The sequence below is a fragment of the Faecalibacterium sp. IP-3-29 genome, assembly GCF_023347335.1.
In the GTDB taxonomy this organism is placed as follows: Bacteria; Bacillota; Clostridia; order Oscillospirales; family Ruminococcaceae; genus Faecalibacterium; species Faecalibacterium duncaniae.
In genome coordinates this window covers 1105421-1123086 of sequence record NZ_CP094471.1, presented here as the reverse complement: position 1 = coordinate 1123086, position 17666 = coordinate 1105421, and the positions used below count along the sequence as shown (strand labels likewise).

Annotated in this window: 16 protein-coding genes; 5 read left to right on the top strand and 11 right to left on the bottom strand. The window is 59.2% G+C overall.

Translation table 11 applies throughout. The features are described 5' to 3' along the window. Positions 1-4: 4 nt before the first annotated feature. Together MTP40_RS05355 and MTP40_RS05350 are read right to left on the bottom strand one after the other, a co-directional pair. On the bottom strand, positions 5-760 hold the full coding sequence (locus tag MTP40_RS05355) for an alpha/beta hydrolase family protein (protein WP_097770641.1): 756 nt from the start codon (positions 758-760) through the stop codon (positions 5-7). Beyond that, positions 761-2149: an MFS transporter gene (locus MTP40_RS05350; protein WP_154276464.1), complete on the bottom strand. Its 1389-nt coding sequence runs from the start codon at positions 2147-2149 to the stop codon at positions 761-763. Between the two features lie 216 nt (positions 2150-2365). Between MTP40_RS05350 and MTP40_RS05345 the strand changes: the two genes are divergently transcribed. The 4 genes from MTP40_RS05345 to MTP40_RS05330 all read left to right on the top strand — a co-directional run bounded on the left by MTP40_RS05345 (position 2366) and on the right by MTP40_RS05330 (position 5613). Continuing rightward, positions 2366-3196, top strand: coding sequence for an AraC family transcriptional regulator (locus MTP40_RS05345; protein WP_249259957.1), 831 nt, complete (start codon positions 2366-2368; stop codon positions 3194-3196). Between the two features lie 117 nt (positions 3197-3313). Further along, on the top strand, positions 3314-4105 hold the full coding sequence (locus tag MTP40_RS05340) for a DUF975 family protein (protein WP_249259956.1): 792 nt from the start codon (positions 3314-3316) through the stop codon (positions 4103-4105). Between the two features lie 2 nt (positions 4106-4107). Then, positions 4108-5004 (top strand): hypothetical protein, encoded by an 897-nt coding sequence (locus tag MTP40_RS05335; protein ID WP_249259955.1) that lies wholly within the window; start codon positions 4108-4110, stop codon positions 5002-5004. A 96-nt stretch (positions 5005-5100) separates the two neighbouring features. Next, positions 5101-5613, top strand: coding sequence for a nitroreductase family protein (locus MTP40_RS05330; RefSeq protein ID WP_249259954.1), 513 nt, complete (start codon positions 5101-5103; stop codon positions 5611-5613). A gap of 78 nt (positions 5614-5691) precedes the next feature. Here MTP40_RS05330 and mgsA read toward each other — a convergent pair whose 3' ends face one another. The 9 genes from mgsA to zapA form a co-directional block, all read right to left on the bottom strand. Further along, positions 5692-6096, bottom strand: a complete 405-nt coding sequence (gene mgsA / locus MTP40_RS05325) for a methylglyoxal synthase (RefSeq protein WP_097770635.1) — start codon at positions 6094-6096, stop codon at positions 5692-5694. A gap of 162 nt (positions 6097-6258) precedes the next feature. Then, positions 6259-8487 (bottom strand): peptidoglycan D,D-transpeptidase FtsI family protein, encoded by a 2229-nt coding sequence (locus MTP40_RS05320; protein ID WP_249259953.1) that lies wholly within the window; start codon positions 8485-8487, stop codon positions 6259-6261. Between the two features lie 26 nt (positions 8488-8513). After that, a complete protein-coding gene (gene mreD / locus MTP40_RS05315) occupies positions 8514-9047 on the bottom strand; it encodes a rod shape-determining protein MreD (RefSeq protein WP_249259952.1) in 534 nt (177 codons plus the stop codon). Positions 9048-9059: 12 nt separating this feature from the next. Beyond that, a complete protein-coding gene (mreC, locus tag MTP40_RS05310) occupies positions 9060-9890 on the bottom strand; it encodes a rod shape-determining protein MreC (RefSeq protein WP_249259951.1) in 831 nt (276 codons plus the stop codon). A 66-nt stretch (positions 9891-9956) separates the two neighbouring features. Next, positions 9957-10979 carry a rod shape-determining protein gene (locus MTP40_RS05305; protein ID WP_005932353.1) on the bottom strand — a complete coding sequence of 341 codons (1023 nt, stop codon included), beginning with the start codon at positions 10977-10979 and terminating at the stop codon, positions 9957-9959. Positions 10980-11163: 184 nt separating this feature from the next. After that, positions 11164-11718, bottom strand: a complete 555-nt coding sequence (locus MTP40_RS05300; protein ID WP_156066244.1) for a Maf family protein — start codon at positions 11716-11718, stop codon at positions 11164-11166. A 5-nt stretch (positions 11719-11723) separates the two neighbouring features. Further along, on the bottom strand, positions 11724-12170 hold the full coding sequence (gene dut / locus MTP40_RS05295) for a dUTP diphosphatase (protein WP_035394001.1): 447 nt from the start codon (positions 12168-12170) through the stop codon (positions 11724-11726). A gap of 166 nt (positions 12171-12336) precedes the next feature. After that, complete coding sequence (locus MTP40_RS05290) at positions 12337-14406, bottom strand: U32 family peptidase (RefSeq protein ID WP_156068722.1); 2070 nt, start codon at positions 14404-14406, stop codon at positions 12337-12339. A 39-nt stretch (positions 14407-14445) separates the two neighbouring features. Beyond that, positions 14446-14835 carry a cell division protein ZapA gene (gene zapA, locus MTP40_RS05285; RefSeq protein ID WP_156066248.1) on the bottom strand — a complete coding sequence of 130 codons (390 nt, stop codon included), beginning with the start codon at positions 14833-14835 and terminating at the stop codon, positions 14446-14448. Positions 14836-15166: 331 nt separating this feature from the next. On the opposite strand from zapA, the gene MTP40_RS05280 reads away from it, so the two are divergent. After that, positions 15167-17563 carry a glycogen/starch/alpha-glucan phosphorylase gene (locus MTP40_RS05280; RefSeq protein WP_117535079.1) on the top strand — a complete coding sequence of 799 codons (2397 nt, stop codon included), beginning with the start codon at positions 15167-15169 and terminating at the stop codon, positions 17561-17563. Positions 17564-17666: the final 103 nt, after the last annotated feature.

Below are 17666 nucleotides of genomic sequence, written 5' to 3'. Positions count from 1 at the left end.
CTCCTTACAGATGTGCTTTGATGAATGCGGCGGTCTTTTCCTCCACGGCGGCACGAGCGGTCAGCGTGGCAAAGTTGTGTCCGCCGCCTGCAATGGTATCCACCTCGGGTGCGGTGTACCCCTCGGCATAGCGGCTGCAGGTGCCCTCGTCCACCAGACGGTCATCGTCGGCCCGCAGCAGAAGCACCGGGCCGTTGTAGCCCTTGGCCTCGGTAAAGGGATCGGGGTGCTTGGCCATCTCATAGTTAAAGGCCATCTTGTAGCACAGACCCTCCATGTCGGCGTAGTCCTTGCCGGTCTGGGTCACACCGTCGGCGCGCTGGGCGCAGCCGAACCACATCCCTGCGCCCGGGCACAGCAGGATCAGGCCGTGGGGCTGGATCACCGGAGCGCAGGAGGCAGCAATGTAGCCGCCCATGCTCTGGCCGGAGAGGAACATCTTTTCGCTGTCCACATAGGGCTGCTGGGCTGCCCATGCAAAGATATCCTGTGCATCGGTGTGCAGGCCGTCAAAGCTCATATCCTCGAACTCGCCGTCACTCTCGCCGTTGCCGTAGAAATCAAACCGGGCGCTGCCGATGCCCTGCGCTGCCAAAGCGCGGGACAGGTGGGTGTACATGGACTTGTAGCCGCTGCAGCTGCCGGCAAAGCCGTGCAGGTGCACCACAAAGGGCACCTTGCCCTCCGTATCAGGCAGGGTCACGATGCCGCGCAGGGTGTGGCCATTGCGGTTTTGAAACTGGACCTGTAAGATCTTCATTTACTTGCTCTCCTTTGCGGCACGGCGGCTCTTCAGCTCGGTCAACATCTCAGCAGTCTTCTGCTTGGTCAGGGGGTAGACGAAGAACAGGATGGCAACTGCAATGCCGTAGCCCAGGAAGTAGACGCCGGTGTAGCTCTTCCAGATAGCGTTCACAACGCCTGCGGTCTGCACAGCGCCAGCGGTAACGTTGTAGCCGATGGCACCCAGCACAAAGCTGGACAGGCTGCCGGAAATGGCGCTTGCAAGCTTGCGGAAGAAGGAGTAGGTGGAGTAGACGATGCCCTCGTTGCGCTCGCCGGTCTGCAGCTCATGGTAGTCGATGGCGTCGTTGACCATGGCCCAGATCAGCACCTGCATACCGGAAGCGCCCAGGTAGCAGATGCCGTTGATGACGATGAAGGCCACGGGGTTATGGACGGGGAAGAAGAACAGGATGCCGAACACGATGGCGGCAAAGCCGGCACCCATGCAGCACCACTCCTTCTTGCCGAACTTGTTGGCCAGAGGCTGGGTGATGGCAAAGGACAGCACAGCGTACAGCACGCTCAGCATGCCGGAGACAGCCTGGATCTTGACGTTGCCGAAGAAGTCCTTGTACAGATAGGTGTTCAGGCCGTTGACCACAGAAGCGCCGATCATGCCGGTCAGGCTGAAGAACATCACGCCCAGCAGAGCCTTGTTGTGAGAGATCTCCTTGAGCACGTGCAGGTAGTTCAGCTTTTCGCCCTGCGGACGCTCGGGCACTTCCACGCGCTCCTTGCACCACACGCAGGTGATCTGCAGGCACAGCAGGCCCAGCATAGCGCAGATGCAGGCCAGCATCAGGAAGCGGCCAGCCACGGGCTTGTTGTCCACATACAGGAACAGGGGGCCGATCATGACCATGACGGTCATGAAGATGGTGCCGCCCAGGCTGCGGTAGCGGGACAGTGCGGTGCGCTGGCTGACATCATCGGTCATCACGCTGGACAGGGTACCGAAGGGCACGTTGACGCAGGTGTACAGTGCCTCGTACAGAACGTAGGTGACGAACATATAGGCCAGACGCAGGCCGTAGTTGATATTGCCCACATTGACAAAGCCAAGTATGCACAGCACTGCCATGGGGAACGAGAAGGCGCGGATCCACGGGATGAACTTGCCGCCCTTGGTGGCCTTGCGGGAGTCCACGATCGCACCGATGATGGGGTCGTTCACGGCATCCCAGATCTTGGTGACCAGCAGCAGGATACCCACATGGAAGGGGTTGACCTGCAGGATCAAGGTGTAGAAGATCGACAGATACATGGCGCGGTACTGCTCCGTGAAGCAGCAGCCCAGATCGCCCAGTGTATAGCCGATCTTGTCCTTCATGGAGAAGGGCCGAACGGTCTTTTTCTGGTCCATTTCGTTTTATCCTCCTTAAAAAACAGATGAAACCACGAGGCTTTTCACACAAGCCTCTTCTCTTCAATTGTATTATACGTTAATTTTGCGTCAAAGCATATCCAAAAAATGATTGAAAACTATCGCAAATTGATGTATTATGCAATTATGACAGTTGTACTTTTCAGTTGTGTACAACAAACTGTCGCATCTGACAGTTCCACGGAGGGAATTTTGGTGAATTATACAGCCAAACGTTATCTTTTTGAACAAAGCACGGTTCGGGAATTCTTTTCGGGCGCGTATTATGACCTGTTTCTGGTCATGCGGGGCAGCGGTGTGTTCCGGTGCAGCGAGGTGGTGCTGCCCGCCCAGCAGCAGAACCTGATCATCCTCAAGCCCGGGCAGGGCGGCAGGCTGGAATATGCCGGAGCCTACGGCCCGCTGGAGATCATCCGGGTGCAGTTGTCTCCCCAGATGCTGGCACAGTTGTCGGATGAGGACACCGACTTTGAAAAAAGCTTCAACGTGGTGCCCTTCCGGCAGGTGGCTGTCCGGCCGGACAGCCAGATCTATATGCTGCTGAAGAATCTTGCCCGGAAGCTGCTGGTGCTCCCCCAGGAGAGCAGCCAGTTCGGCGCGGCGGCGTTCGAGCACGGCATCCTGCAGATGTTCGTGGTGCTGGCACTGCGTGCCTGCATCCATGCCGAATTCCACACCGCTTCGGTCAGCCGCCACCACCTGATGCTGGATGAGGTATTCCTGTTTATTCAGTCGCACCTCACCGAGGAACTGACGCTGGAGCGTCTGGAAAAGGAGTTTTTCGTCTCCCGGGAGCATATTGCCCGGGAATTCAAACGCCAGACCGGCCAGACCGTACACCGCTACATCGTAAAGGCGCGGCTGGACCGCTGCTGCACCCTCATTGAGCAGGGCCTGCCCATTACTGAGGTGTACAAGACCAGCGGTTTCGGGGGCTATAACCACTTTTTCCGCGCCTTTAAAAAGGAGTACGGCATGACCCCCAAGGAATATTTCAGCACCACCCGGCAGGATGCCCGGGGATGAACCTTTGCAAAAGAAGTCCCGGCTGCAATTTTTGTGCAGGCTGAAACGTATTCTGTATAAAACGGCAGCTGCCGTTTTTCAACAAACGATCTCCATTACAGACAGGAGGAAAGCTCTATGAAATTTTCTGCTGATTATCGTGCCCTTGCGCTGGATGCCCTGCGTGGCAGATGGAAGACAGCTGTTCTGGCCGGACTGGTTGCCAGTGTGCTGGGAGCCAACATTGTGGGCAGCTCAGGCAGGGTCATCTCCAACATGAGCCAGAACGCCAACGGCGACACCCCGGGGTTTGCCGGGCTGTTTTCCACCGGCAGCGGCGGCGTGCTGGCGGTTCTCGTAATCTGCATCCTTGCCTGGGCAGTGTTCACCGTCATCGTGGGCGGTGCGGTGCGGCTGGGCTACGCCCGGTTCAACCTGAACCTTGCAGACGGCAGGGACGCTGCCCTCTCCGACCTCGCTTCCCAGAAGCACCGCCTGTGGGACGGCTTCTGCATGAATTTCCTGCAGGGGCTTTATGTGGCGCTCTGGTCGCTGCTGCTGTTCATCCCCGGCGTGGTAAAAGCCTACAGCTATGCCATGACCCCCTATATCATGGCCGAGCACCCCGGCCTGACGGCCAACGAAGCCATCACTGAATCCCGGCGCATCATGGACGGCAACAAGTGGCGGCTGTTCTGCCTCGATCTCAGCTTTCTGGGCTGGGAGCTGCTCTGCACCCTGCCCATGCTGATTGGTTTCTCTCTCGTCTTTGCCTTCACCCACTCGGCGGATACGGTCCTCGTTCCGCTGATCCTGCTGTCCATCCCACTGAGCGCCGGCTTTTTCTTTCTGCACCCCTACGAGGAAGCGGCCTGGGCGATCTTTTACCGGGATATCACCGCTGCACCTTCTGACGCCGAGGAAATCTGAGAATGAAACACACCGCCTGCTATCACCTGCCCGGACTGTTCGAGTTCTACGAGCTCTACCGCCTGTTTCTGCCCCTGTTCCGGGAGCACCGGGAATATTTTTATGACTGGTGCGAGATCGGCTCCATCTACGGCGCTCCGCCGGACTGCATCTGGGGTGGGGGCCGCGTGGAGGCCGGGGAGCACTCCCCCGCCGAAGTTCTGGCCCTGACCCAGGAATACGGCATCTCTGCCCGGCTCACATTCAGCAATTCCCTGCTCCGCCCGGAGCACCTCTCAGACCGGAAATGCAACGCAGTGTGTCAGCAGTTTGCCCAGCGGGGCACTGTGCAGAATGGGGTCATCGTCCACTCCGAGCTGCTTTTGAACTACCTGCAGCAGCATTACCCGGAGCTTTATCTCGTATCCTCCACTACCAAGGTCCTGACGGATCTTCAGGCGTTTCAGGCAGAGGTCCGGCGGCCGGAGTTCCGGTATGTCGTACCGGACTTCCGGCTGAACAAGGCCTTCGATGCTCTGGATACGCTCTCCCAGCCCGAAAAGGACAAAGTAGAATTTCTTTGCAACGAGTGCTGCTGGTTCGGCTGCACCGAGCGCAGGCGCTGCTACGAAGCCGTCAGCCGCAAAAATCTGGGGGAGATCTGCGAGCATCGGTGCACCGCCCCCGGCGCGCAGGAGGGCTACCGCTTTTCCAAGGCGATGGAAAACCCCGGGTTCATCGGCACTGCGGACATCCGGAGGCGCTATCTGCCGTTGGGCTTTTCCAATTTCAAGCTGGAAGGGCGCGGGCTGGGCAGCGCGCTGGTGCTGGAGTTTCTGCTCTATTATCTGACCCGGCCGGAGTATCAGATCCACGTCCGGGAGGCGATCTATCTGGACAACATGCTGGATCTCTTTTAAGGGTTGCGCCACCGGCGCAGTGTGGTATAATCAGCATAACAGAGCACTTGCAAGCGGCGCTCTGTTCCGTCCAATCCAAGTCAGGAGGAGATCGTTATGGAATTCACTCAGCTTATTGCACAGCGGTATTCCTGCAAAAATTTTGGTACAGGCAGGGTAGACGCTGCAGCACTCCACACCATTCTGGAAGCCGGTCGGCTGGCACCCACCGCCAAGAACACCCAGGAACAGCGCATCTACGTCGTTCAGTCCGAAGAGGGGCTGGCAAAGATCGATGCTGCCACTCCCTGCCGCTACGGTGCCCCCGTCTGTCTGGTGGTCGCCTATGACAAGAACCACACCTTTACTTACCCCGGCGAACGGATGAACTCCGGCATGGAGGATGCCGCCATCGTGGCCACCCACCTGCTGCTGGGCGCTGCCAATGCAGGCGTAGACAGCTGCTGGGTCAACTTTTTTGACCCGGACAAGCTGGCAAAAGCGCTGGGTCTGCCCGAAAACGAGGAAATCGTGATGCTCCTTGATCTGGGCCACGCTGCCGAGGGTGCAGGCCCCCTGCCCAACCACAGCTCCCGCAAGCCTCTGTCTGAAACCGTCACGTTCCTGTAACCATCACAGGGATGCAAAAAAGCCCCCGCACGTTGGTTTTCCGGCCAACATGCGGGGGCTTGTGTTTTATTCCAGTTTTCAGTTCTGCGGGTGGACGATATCCCGCCAATCCAGATCTCCACGCTCCAGACCGTGGATGAGCACCTCCGCGGTGGCGATGTTGGTGGCCAGCGGGATGTTATGCACATCACACAGGCGCAGCAGGGTCATCTCGTTGGGCTCGCTGGGCTTTGCGTTGATCGGATCGCGGAAGAACAGGAGCAGATCGACTTCATTGCAGGCAATGCGGGATGCGATCTGCTGATCACCGCCCTGAACACCTGCCAGAAAGCGCTGGATCTGCAGACCCGTTGCCTCGGAGATCAGCTTGCCGGTGGTGCCCGTAGCCACCAATTTATGCTGGCTCAAAATCCGACAATACGCCGTACAGAACTGAACCATCAGCTCTTTTTTGGAGTCATGCGCAATCAGTGCAATCGTCATCGGTCAACCTCTCCTTTGTTTTGCCAGTGGGCATTTTCTTGCATATATCATAGTATCACAGTTTCCGTTCTTTTACAACCGTTTTTTAGACAAACTTCATACTTTTTTCGGAAAAAAGCGCCCGGATTCACCAAAAGCAGTGTTTCAGCGTTTTATCCTTCTTCAATTGTCTAAAGCATCCTGCCCGGCGGGTGCGGTCTCCTGAGCAGCATCCGTGGTGCCTGCGGCGGGGTCTGTGGCCGTATCCGTGCCGGTTTCGGTCTGGGCGGGGGCAGTCTGGTCAGCGGGGGTGCTGTCTGCGGCGGTCTCCTGCTTGCCGATGGTGCCATCCTCATTCAGAGTGCCGTCCTGCATGGCGAAGTAGGCGTTGAAGATATCCGCCATCAGGTTACCAGCACGGGCACCGCCGCCGCCGTATTCCACAACAATGCCAATTGCGATCTGGGCATCCTCTGTCGGGCCGTACGCGATCATCATGGTATTGGTGTAATGCCTATAGCTGCTGCCGGAATAGTAACCCTCACTGCGCTGGGGGGTACCGGTCTTGCAGGCGATGGTATACGGGTAGTTCGCCAATGCGGAGATCGTCTGAGACACGCCGATCATTCCCTGCTGTATCAGATCAAAAGTCTCCCCCTTGTCCTCAATCACATCCATGACCTCGGGCTGGGTCTCCTGCAGCACTTCACCAGTGTTGGAATCCAAAATCGCCTTGACAAAGTGGGTACGATAACGGGTTCCCCGGTTGGCAATGGTAGCGGCATAGGTCGCCAGCTGCACTGGCGTGACCACCGTGTTGCCCTGGCCAATGGCCGCCTGGATATCCAGGGATTCCATATAGTTGGAGTCGTTCTTGGTGGTCAGGTGGCCTGTGGCCTCGCTGACCTCCACGCCGGTGCGCTGGCCCAGGCCCAGCTTATAGGCGTAGGCATCGTAGACATCACTGGTCAGGCGGCGGCCCACATCATAGAAGAAGATATTGCAGCTCCACTTGATTGCGTTGACCACATCAATGGGGCCGTTGCCATGGCCGTGCTGTGTACATTTGGGGCGGTAATCCTTATAGTAGGTATAGACCCTGGTACAGTTGACCGTGGAATAGCGGTTAATGAGCCCGGTATCCAGCGCGGCGATCGCCACAGCGGGTTTGAAGGTGGAACCCGGAGTATACAGGCCCTGTAAGGCCCGGTTGAACAGGGGCAGGCTCTCGTCGGCACTGTACTCGCTGTACTGGGTAGCATACAGGTTCTGGTCAAAGCTGGGGTAATTGGATGCGGCCAGCACACTGCCGTCCTTCACATCCAGCACCACGGCGGCACCGGCGGCGGCTTTCATGCTGCCGGTGTTGTAGACCCGGTTGATCATGTCGATGTTCTCGGCCAGTGCCTTGTCCACCGCCTTCTGGAACCGGCTGTCGATGGTCAGCTGCACGGTGTGGCCCGGCTCGGGCACTGTGGTCAGGGCCGTATCCACAATGACACCGTCGGAGTTGCGGGTGATGGTCTCCACGCCATCCTTGCCCCGCAGTTCTTCCTCGTAAGCCGATTCCAGGCCCGAAATGCCGATGATGTCGTTCATGTTGTAGCCTTTTTCGCGCAGGGGGTAGGTGGTCTGGCCGTTTTCGTCGGTCACCTTCCACTTTTCAGCGGTGATCTTGCCCACCCGGCCCAGCACATGGGGCAGCACCGTGGATTGCTCATAGCTGCGGGTACTCGTTTCCACGATCTCCACACCCGGCAGCGAGAGGCTGTGCTCCTTGATGGTCGCCACGGTGGCCTCGCTGACATTTTCCGCCATGATAAAGTTGTTCACATTGGAAAACGCCTGCAGCTGCATCTCGTAATGGATGCCGCCCAGCGTGCGCTGCCAGCTCAGCGGATAGCTGGCAAGGTCGTAGTCCTCCACCAGCTTCTCCATCACATCATTGGCCGTTGCATACTGCTGTAAACCAAGATTGTCCTTCATGGCGGCAAGGGCTTTCTGATCCCTGGTGCTGCCCGCTTCGGCGGTAAAGGTATAATTGCCCGCTGCATCCGGCTGGCTGATGAGCAGAGTATCGTTCCAGCTCTCACCGTTGGCACGCAGCAGCTCGACGATCTTCTGGAGCATCCCGTCCAGATCTTCGTCTCCCATCAGCAGCTTGTTGAGCACCACGTTGTAGCCCGTGACGCTGGTGGCAATGCGCTCCCCCCGGCTGTCCACAATGTCACCGCGTGCCGCCGTGACCGTAAACTTGTAGTCGGTGGTGTTGGTTGCCTGGGATTTGAAATCGTCCCCGTTGACCAGCTGCAAAAAGATGAGCCGCAGCCCGTACAGCAGCATCAGGATGCAGGCGGCGGCAACGAGAACACGCATCCGCCGGATGGCGGTTTTCCGTTCTTCTTGGTTCATGGATTCTCCTTCCGGCGCGGGGTGCGTTACACCACGCCGTTGTCGATCTTAAATTCTTCGTGGATGCGGCGCACGACCCCGAACAGAGGGAAGCAGACGGGCACCGAGAGCGCCGCCGTGGGCAGCACGAACCACAGCCAGCGGCTGGCCGCGCCGCTGTAACCGGGCATGTAGTAGAAAAACAGCCAGTCCAACGTGAGCACCAGCAGGGCGGCAGCAGACGCAATGAGTGCAAAATTTGCGGCCGAATTCTTGAAGTAGAGCTGCGTCACCGCCGAAACGGCAAAGCAGAGCAGCAGCAGCTCCAGCGCCAGCATGCCCACGGTGCGCCCGGCCAGCCAGTCCCACATCAGGCCGCAGACCGCCCCAAAGACAGCCCCGGCGAACTCGCCCTCAAACACGGCGACCGCCAGCGCCAGCGGCAGCAACCAGAGCGGCTTTGCCGCCCCGAACTGGAACAGCCCGGGCGTGGTCTGCAAAACAGCACAAAGAAGGCCCAGCAGCGCATAGCAGATCCATTTGACGATCTGGCCCCGGCTGCGTTTCCGGCGTGATTCCATCAGGGTCCCTCCTCAGAAACTGGTAATGATGAACGCATGGCGCACCGTGCGGGGGTCGGTACCGGGTTTGATGACGGCAATGGTCGATTTGCCGCTGACCTCGGGCACCAGTTCCTGTACCACGCCCACCAGCAGGTCAGCCGGGAACACCCCGCCCAGCCCGGTGGTGATCACCTGGTCGCTTTTCTCCGTCAGGGTGTTGCGCGCAAGGTTGGTCAGCACGCACAGGCCATCGGCGGCATATTCGGAGCTGCCGGTGACGATGCCGTTGTCACGGGTGCGGGATACCACGCCCGCCGCGTTGAAGTTGGGGTGAAGAATGGTCATCACCTTGCAGCTGGTGGGCTCGACCTCCACCACCATGCCCAGCAGGTAGCCCTGGTCGCTGACCACGGCATCGTTGACGGCCACGCCGTCCAGCGTGCCGCGGTCCAGTGTGAAGCCATAAAAGGAATCCAACGGATCTCGGCCAATGACAAAGCTGGAAAGATAGCTCATCTCAGGCCGCTGGCTCTGGATGCTTTCCAGTGCCTTGTAGGCCTGGTTCTCGGCCTTGACGCGGTCGTAGTCCACCATCTGCTGGCGCAGCTCGGCGTTTTCGGCCTTGAGCGTCTCGTTCTCAGCCATCACGTCGTCGATGCTGGTGTATTTTTCCCACAGGGAGGCCACACCGCCGCTGACCACAGCAGCCACTTTCTGGAATGGAGCAGCCGCCACGCTCAGCAGCTCCTGCGGAGCGGCAGTCAGGCGGCCGTTGGCACCGGCGTAGGCCATGATGCCCACCAGAAACACCGCGATGCCCACCAGGATCTTGAATTTCCAGGTATCGAAAAAGTCTTTCAAGGGGTTTTCCTCCGATTGCAAAAGGGCGCGGACAGCCCAGAGCCGTCCGCACCCTCTGTTACATCGTTACATGTGAGCTCCATCGGTGTCCAGCACGTCGTGCAGAACATCCACATGATCCAGCACCGCACCGGCACCCTTGGCCACGCAATCCAGCGGGTCCTCCGCAACATGGACATCAATGCCGGTCTCGCTCTGGATCAGCTGATCCAGGCCCCGCAGCAGGGCACCGCCGCCGGTCAGGGTGATGCCGTGGTCGATGATATCGGCACTCAGCTCAGGCGGGGTGCGCTCCAGGGTCTCCTTGATGGCGCTGGTGATCTTAACCAGGCACTCCAGCAGGGCCTCGCGCACATCCTCAGAGTGGACGACGATGTTCTTGGGCAGGCCGTCCACCAGGTTGCGGCCCTTGATCTCCATGGTCATCTCGGGGTCCATGGGGTAGGCCGAGCCGATCTCGATCTTGATCTGCTCGGCGGTGCGCTCACCGATGAGCAGGTTATACTTGCGCTTGATGAAAGCGATGATGGCCTGATCGAACATATCACCGGCCATCCGGACGCTGCGGGAGGCCACGATGCCGCCCAGAGAGATGACAGCGATCTCAGCGGTGCCGCCGCCGATGTCCACGATCATGCTGCCGGTGGGCTCGCTGATGGGCAGGCCCGCGCCGATGGCAGCAGCCATGGGCTCCTCAATGACGGAGACCTGACGGGCACCGGCCTTGAGGGTCGCCTCACGCACAGCGCGGCGCTCCACCTCGGTCACGCCCGAGGGGATGCAGATGACCACGCGGGGGCGGGAGAACATGCTGTTGCCGCAGGCCTTTTTCAGGAAGTTCTCCAGCATATTTGCCGTGATATCGAAATCGGCGATGACACCATCCTTCAGGGGGCGGACTGCCACGATGCTGCCGGGGGTACGGCCGATGACAGCCTTTGCCTCAGCACCCACGCAGCGCACCTCATCGGTCTTGGTATCCACAGCCACGACCGAGGGTTCCCGCATGATGATGCCCTTGCCCTTCATGTAAACCAGGGTATTGGCAGTACCCAGATCAACGCCAACGTCCTTTGACAAAAAACTCATAATGAAGCTCTCCTTCGTATTTCCGGTCTATTCCAAAACGCACAGCAGCCCAAACTTCACAGGGTTTGACCGCCTATCGCAGAATAACACGTTTCTATTATAGCCGCAAGTCAACGTTTTCTCAAGCGTTTTGTCAAGTTTTTCCGTATTTTTCATTTTTCTGTGCATTCCGCCGCGCAAACTGTCAGAACTGTTCAAGCAGGCGGACCGTCCGGCTGACGGGCAGGCCCATAATGGTGTAATAATCACCCTCAATGGCATCCAGCCAGACCGCCGCGCGGCCCTGGATGGCGTAGGCACCGGCCTTATCGTAGGGTTCCTCTGTGGCGGCGTACCGCTCGATCTCCTCCTCGCTCAGCGGGAAAAAGGTGACCTTGCAGGTATCCACAAAGCTCTCAGTGCGGCTACCATCGGAAACGCAGACACCGGTGTGCACATAGTGGGTCGCGCCGGACAGCGCACGGAGCATCCGTCTGGCATCGTCCGGGCTGTGGGGTTTGCCGAACACCTCGCCGTTCACATCCACCACGGTATCGCAGCCCAGCACCACGGAACCGGGGTGTTCCTTGGCCACAGCAAGGCACTTGCCCCGGGCAAGCTGTTCCACCAGCCGGGCGGGGGTATCCGCCGTCACGGCATCCTCGTCAAAATCGCTGACACAGACGGTAAAATCCGTCGTGTATAAGCTCAATAGTTCTTTCCGGCGGGGGCTCTGAGAAGCCAGGATCAGATCTTTCATACGCTTCACTTCCCCGTTGAGCCAAAGCCGCCCGCGCCGCGCTGGGTATCCCCCAGTTCGGCCGCCTGAGCAAAGGCGGCGGTATACACCGGTGCAATGCAGAGCTGTGCCACACGCTCACCGGGCTGGATGGTATAGGCCTCGGTGCCCAGATTGATCATGGGCACCTTCAGTTCCCCGCGATAGTCGCTGTCCACCACACCCACGCCGTTTGCCATGCACAGGCCGTGCTTGATGGAAAGGCCGCTGCGGGCATAGACCAGCGCCACAGCGTGGGGGCCGGGCAACTCGATGGCAAGGCCGGTGGGCACCAGTGCCCGCTGCATGGGGGCCAGCGTCAGGGGCTCATCCAGCACGGCGCACAGGTCGGCCGCCGCTGCCCCCGGTGTTGCATAGGCGGGCACCTTGGCCCGGGGGTCCAATACTTTATAGTTTACGGTGATTGGTTCCATAGTATACCTCTTGTTAAAGTTATATTCGGGCGTGTTCCGGGAGCTTTCTCCTCGGACACGAAACGGGCCATTCCATCGCCCGCCCTACTGCCTGCGGCAGCAGGGTCCCACCCCAGCGGACGGTCCTCGGAGAAACTCTCGGCTCCCGCCCGGGGAAACTGCATCTTCAGTTGGTTCCTTTGAAATAAAGTCCTCTTGTAAACTCTCCCTCAAAGGGTGCGTGGACACGGATGCTGTCCAGAATGGCGGCTGCTTCTTCCCGGGATTCCAGTGTGAAGTAGGCCACACCGTAGTCCACAGTCAGAGCACCGGGCTTATCGCCCATATAAATAGGTACGGGGTTATAGATCGTCCGCACGCCCATGCCGCAGCGCACCGGGAACTTTTTGGCCTTGCGGTCGGTCAGTTCCCCTGCTTTATTGCAGTGGGCGCAGTCATGGATGTTCTGCAGCGGGCAGGCACGGGTGACCATCAGCGGCATGTGGCCATAGACCAGCACACCGGTGGGCACAGGCTTGCCGTTATGGGTGGGGGCAATGGTGCTGATATCGCTGTCCTTGACTTCGGGCAGGATGAGCACACTGTTCAGGCCATGGTCGGCGTAGAACTGTGCTGCCATCTGGTTGGTGACATTCAGGCCAAAGCCGCCGGTCATCGGCAGCCCACGGCAGAGCCGCAGGTGGGCGATGTTGCTTACCTCATAGCCCGCAAAACCCGCATCCTGGGTGGCGGCAATGCGGCGGGCGGTGTCCTCCTCCAGCGCGCCGAACATCACGCGCGGAAGCTCCAGAAGGGTCTTTCCCCGCCACTCCCGGGGCACCCGGTCGGCCTGAGCAATGGGCAGGATAAGATATTCCACCCCGCTCAGGGCCTGCTCCGGCACCTGATCCCACGTTTCAAAGCGGGCACGCAGGGTGCGGCGGGGCGGCAGGGTGCGCAGGGGCAGAGCGTCCGGCTCCGCCTCGTATACAGGCCAGGGGCGCAGGACCTCCCGCTTTTTCAGCAGGGCCTCCAGCGCATCCCGGCGCAGCTCGTTCACGGCACTGCCTGGCACGAACCAGGGGCCGCCGTCCATCTCCACATCGATCTTTTCCACCGCAAAGGGGGTGCCGCCCGTCTTGGAAAGACTGCGCTGCAGGCTCTCGGTGGGGTCGGTGCGGGCAGGCTGCGGTTCCGCATCGCCGTAGGCAAAGGCCTTGTTGCCGTCCGCGTCGGTCACGGTCAGCTTCTCGCCGCCCTCTTCAATTTCCAGCCTGAACTGCACCGGCACCCGGCTGCGCTCGCGGCGGTAAAGCTCACGCAGGGCAGGCAGGGTCTTTTTGGTCAGCTCTGCATCGGCTTCACTGCGCACGCCGAACATGGTGCCGTCGATTTTTCCATCCAGGTAGCCGGAGGTGAAGCCGGAGCGGCTGAACGCATTTTTCAGCAGGTCACGGTCGTAGGCGCGGCCCTCGCGGCCTGCCAGACAGGCGCTGACCGCCGCCGCCACATACTCCGGCGTGCGCAGACGGCCCTCGATCTTAGCCGATGCCACGCCGACGGCCTGCATCCGATCCAGCTTGTCGATAACAGAGTTGTCCTTCAGGGAAAGGTGGTGCAGACGGCCCGGCTTGCCCTCGGGCAGCGGGTTTGCCTCAAAGGGCAGGCGGCAGGGCCCGGCGCAGGAGCCCCGGTTGCCGCTGCGGCCGCCCAGGAAGGCCGACATATAGCATTGGCCGCTGACGCACATGCAGAGCGCGCCATGGACAAAGCACTCGGTCTCGATGCCGCAGTGCTTTGTGATGTGCTCTACCTCGGGCAGGCTCAGCTCACGGGCCAGCACCACCCGGGTAAAGCCCAGCTCCTTCAGCTCCAGTGCGCCCTGCAGGGTGTGGACGCTCATCTGGGTGGAGCCGTGGCGGGGCAGGTCGGGGGCGATCCGCCCGATGAGCTGCGCCACCGCCAGATCCTGACAGATGACCGCATCCGCGCCGCTCTCGGCCACAGCCTTCACGGCAGCGGCCAGCGCGGCCAGCTCCCCGCCGTAAACGGTGGTGTTCAGTGCCACGTGCACCTTGACCCCCCGCGCGTGGCAGAACCGGACCGCCTCCTTCAGGCTGTCCGCATCAAAATTTCCGGCTCCTGTGCGGGCATTGAAGCCCGAAAAGCCCAGATATACCGCGTCCGCACCGCTGAACACCGCAGCGCGGAGCATCTCTTCACTGCCCACCGGGGCAAGGATCTCGATCTTTGGCATAATACTCCCTTTGTTCCGGCGCGCTCACCGCGCCCCCATTCACGCTTCCGTCTTTGCTTCCCGGTCGGCCTTCTGCTTGGCCTGCAGGCGTGCCAGCTGCTCCCGCAGGGCATCGTTTTCACGCCGCAGTGTTTCATTTTCTGTTTTCACCTTATCCTCAGCCAGCTTTGCCCTGGCGGCATCGGCAATATAATCCTGGATCTGGCTGCGCATATTCTCGGCGCTGCCGGTGCTCTTTTTGTATTCATCCAGATAATCCATGGCGCAGAACACCGCCGCCTTGGTCACCGAAAGGTTTTCGTTGGTGTCCAGCAGTTTGGTGATATCCTCATCCAGCCGTTTGGCCAGAGAGGCGATATACTTTTCGGAATCCGTCGTTGCGATCGCATAGGGCGCGCCCGCAATGGTCACTCTCACTTTATTAACCATCGTATCCTCACTAATAATTACTCTGAGCGGAGTTTGTGGCCGAGTTTCCTGCCCCGGCGCACGCTTTTACCCCCGCCGGGACAGCCGTTCACTTCTTATTATAATATAAATGCGTTCCAAGAGAAAGTGTTATTTTTGAATTTTTTGCATATTTACCAGAAAGATTGTGACAAAAATGTCAGTTACGGCAAAAATCGGCGTTTTTCCTTGCTTTTACGAATAGAACTGATTATAATGTTCTTGTTGTGGTAACAGGGAGAGGGAAAGAGGAGAAATTCTCTGTTACGATATTTCAAAACAGCACAAGTGTGTGTGCGGATAGGAGTTCCTTATGACTACAAAAGAATTTGCAAAAATTCTTCAGGACAAGCTGACCAGCGAGTACGGCGTGGATCTGAGCGTTGCTTCCAAGCAGCAGATCTACCGCTCTCTTGCCCTGATCTGCCGTCAGATGATGAGTGAGAACCACAAGAAGTTCCAGTCCAAGGCCATTGGCACCGGCACCAAGCAGGTATACTACCTCTGCATGGAGTTCCTGATGGGCCGCAGCCTGAAGATGAGTCTGTTCAACCTGGGTCTGGAAGATGTTGCCCAGAAGGTGCTGGCTGATGCCGACATCAACATCGAGGGCATCTTTGAGGAAGAGCCCGATGCAGGCCTGGGCAACGGCGGTCTGGGCCGTCTGGCTGCCTGCTATCTGGACGGCATGGCCACCACCGGCATCTGCGGCACCGGCTACTCCATCCTGTACGAGTACGGCATTTTCAAGCAGAAGATCGTGGACGGCTGGCAGCAGGAGCGCGCTGACAACTGGCTGCCCGGTGGTCAGGTCTGGCTGAAGAGCCACCCCGATCAGGCCATCGAGGTCCGCTTTGACGGCGAGATCCGCGAGAACTGGGATCACGGCTTCCACTATATCCAGCACACCAACTACAACAGCGTTATGGCTGTGCCCTCCGACATGTATGTGCAGGGCTACGACGGCAAGGGCGTTGCCAAGCTGCGCCTGTGGCAGGCCAAGGCTCCTGACTTTGATATGTCCAGCTTCTCTCTGGGCAACTACAACACTGCCATGAGCAAGAACGCCAGCGCCGAGCTGATCTCCAAGGTGCTGTACCCCAACGACAACCACATTGAAGGCAAGATCCTGCGCCTGCGCCAGCAGTACTTCCTCTCTGCCGCATCCATCGGCGATATCGTGCAGAACCACCTGTCCACCTACGGCACGCTGGAGAATCTGGCCGACAAGGTCGCCATCCAGCTGAACGACACCCATCCCACGCTGGCCATCCCCGAGATGATGCGCATCCTGCTGGACGAGTGCGGCTTTGACTGGGATAAGGCCTTTGAGATCTGCCAGAAGGTCTTTGCCTACACCAACCACACCGTTATGGCCGAGGCTCTGGAGAAGTGGAATGTGGACATCTTCAAGATGACCCTGCCCCGCATCTACCAGATCGTGGTCGAGATGAACCGCCGTGCCCGCGAGGAGCTGGAGAAGGCATTCCCCGGCGACGAGGGCAAGATCAACTACATGGCCCTGATCGGCGACAACCAGGTCCGCATGGCAAACATCTGCGCCTACACCGCCAACAGCATCAACGGCGTGTCCAAGCTGCACAGTGAGATCATCAAGGAGAGCGTGTTCCACGATTACTACCTGTTCAAGCCTCAGGCTTTCAAGAACGTGACCAACGGCATCGCTTACCGCCGCTGGCTGCTGGCCTCCAACCCTGAGCTGTGCAAGCTGCTGGACGAGACCATCGGCGAGGAGTACAAGCACGACGCTTCCAACCTCTCCAAGCTGAACAAGTATGCGGACGATAAGACCGTGCTGAAGCGCATCAACGAGATCAAGCTGGACAATAAGAAGAACTTTGCCGCCTATCTCGAGAAGAGCACCGGCCAGGTCATCGACCCCAACTCCATCTTCGACTGCCAGGTCAAGCGGATGCACGAGTACAAGCGTCAGCACCTGAACGCCCTGAACATCGCCGCTCAGTACCTGTACCTGAAGGAGAACCCCAACGCTGACTTCATCCCCAAGACCTATATCTTCGGCGCAAAGGCTGCTCCCGGTTACTACATGGCCAAGCAGATGATCCGGATGATCTGCAAGCTGGGCGACCTGATCAACAATGATCCCGCCGTGCGCGACAAGCTGCGCGTGGTCTATCTGGAAGAGTACTGCGTCTCCCTGAGCGAGCACCTGATGCCCGCTGCCGAGGTCTCTGAGCAGATCTCTCTGGCTGGCACCGAGGCTTCCGGTACCGGCAACATGAAGTTCATGCTGAACGGTGCCATCACGCTGGGCACGCTGGACGGCGCAAACGTTGAGATCGCCGATGCCGCCGGCAAGGAGAACGAGCTGATCTTCGGTATGCTGACCCCCGAGGTCAACAACCTCAAGCAGGTGGGCTACCACCCCAGCGCCTTCATCATGGGCGATGACGTGGCAAATGCCGCTCTGAACTTCCTGGAGCGCGGCTGGAACGGCGAGGACTTCCACGAGGTCACCGAGAACCTGCGCACCAGCGATCCTTATATGGTCATGGCCGACTTCAAGGATTACCGCCGTGCTCAGGCCGACCTGCAGCGCCTGTATGCTGACCGCGAGAAGTGGGCACAGATGAGCCTGAAGAACACCGCCAACAGCGGCATCTTCAGCGCAGACCGTTCTGTGCTGGATTACGCCCGCGACATCTGGCACGCTTCTGCTGTGAAGTAATTGGACAGGTTAACCCCCAGTCACCTACGGTGACAGCCCCCCTAGTAGTGGGGCCTCTGGCGTTACGGGAAGTTTTACAGCTTTTCCTTTACGCACAGACTTC

What these genes read in the sequence shown, in the direction of transcription:
- MTP40_RS05320 (WP_249259953.1), bottom strand. Translation starts at nt 8,487, where the DNA reads ATGAACCAAGAAGAACGGAAAACCGCCATCCGGCGGATGCGTGTTCTC.
- MTP40_RS05350 (WP_154276464.1), bottom strand. Translation starts at nt 2,149, where the DNA reads ATGGACCAGAAAAAGACCGTTCGGCCCTTCTCCATGAAGGACAAGATC.
- zapA (WP_156066248.1), bottom strand. Translation starts at nt 14,835, where the DNA reads ATGGTTAATAAAGTGAGAGTGACCATTGCGGGCGCGCCCTATGCGATC.
- MTP40_RS05340 (WP_249259956.1), top strand. Translation starts at nt 3,314, where the DNA reads ATGAAATTTTCTGCTGATTATCGTGCCCTTGCGCTGGATGCCCTGCGT.
- MTP40_RS05305 (WP_005932353.1), bottom strand. Translation starts at nt 10,979, where the DNA reads ATGAGTTTTTTGTCAAAGGACGTTGGCGTTGATCTGGGTACTGCCAAT.
- dut (WP_035394001.1), bottom strand. Translation starts at nt 12,170, where the DNA reads ATGGAACCAATCACCGTAAACTATAAAGTATTGGACCCCCGGGCCAAG.
- MTP40_RS05335 (WP_249259955.1), top strand. Translation starts at nt 4,108, where the DNA reads ATGAAACACACCGCCTGCTATCACCTGCCCGGACTGTTCGAGTTCTAC.
- mgsA (WP_097770635.1), bottom strand. Translation starts at nt 6,096, where the DNA reads ATGACGATTGCACTGATTGCGCATGACTCCAAAAAAGAGCTGATGGTT.
- MTP40_RS05280 (WP_117535079.1), top strand. Translation starts at nt 15,167, where the DNA reads ATGACTACAAAAGAATTTGCAAAAATTCTTCAGGACAAGCTGACCAGC.
- MTP40_RS05355 (WP_097770641.1), bottom strand. Translation starts at nt 760, where the DNA reads ATGAAGATCTTACAGGTCCAGTTTCAAAACCGCAATGGCCACACCCTG.
- mreD (WP_249259952.1), bottom strand. Translation starts at nt 9,047, where the DNA reads ATGGAATCACGCCGGAAACGCAGCCGGGGCCAGATCGTCAAATGGATC.
- MTP40_RS05300 (WP_156066244.1), bottom strand. Translation starts at nt 11,718, where the DNA reads ATGAAAGATCTGATCCTGGCTTCTCAGAGCCCCCGCCGGAAAGAACTA.
- MTP40_RS05290 (WP_156068722.1), bottom strand. Translation starts at nt 14,406, where the DNA reads ATGCCAAAGATCGAGATCCTTGCCCCGGTGGGCAGTGAAGAGATGCTC.
- MTP40_RS05330 (WP_249259954.1), top strand. Translation starts at nt 5,101, where the DNA reads ATGGAATTCACTCAGCTTATTGCACAGCGGTATTCCTGCAAAAATTTT.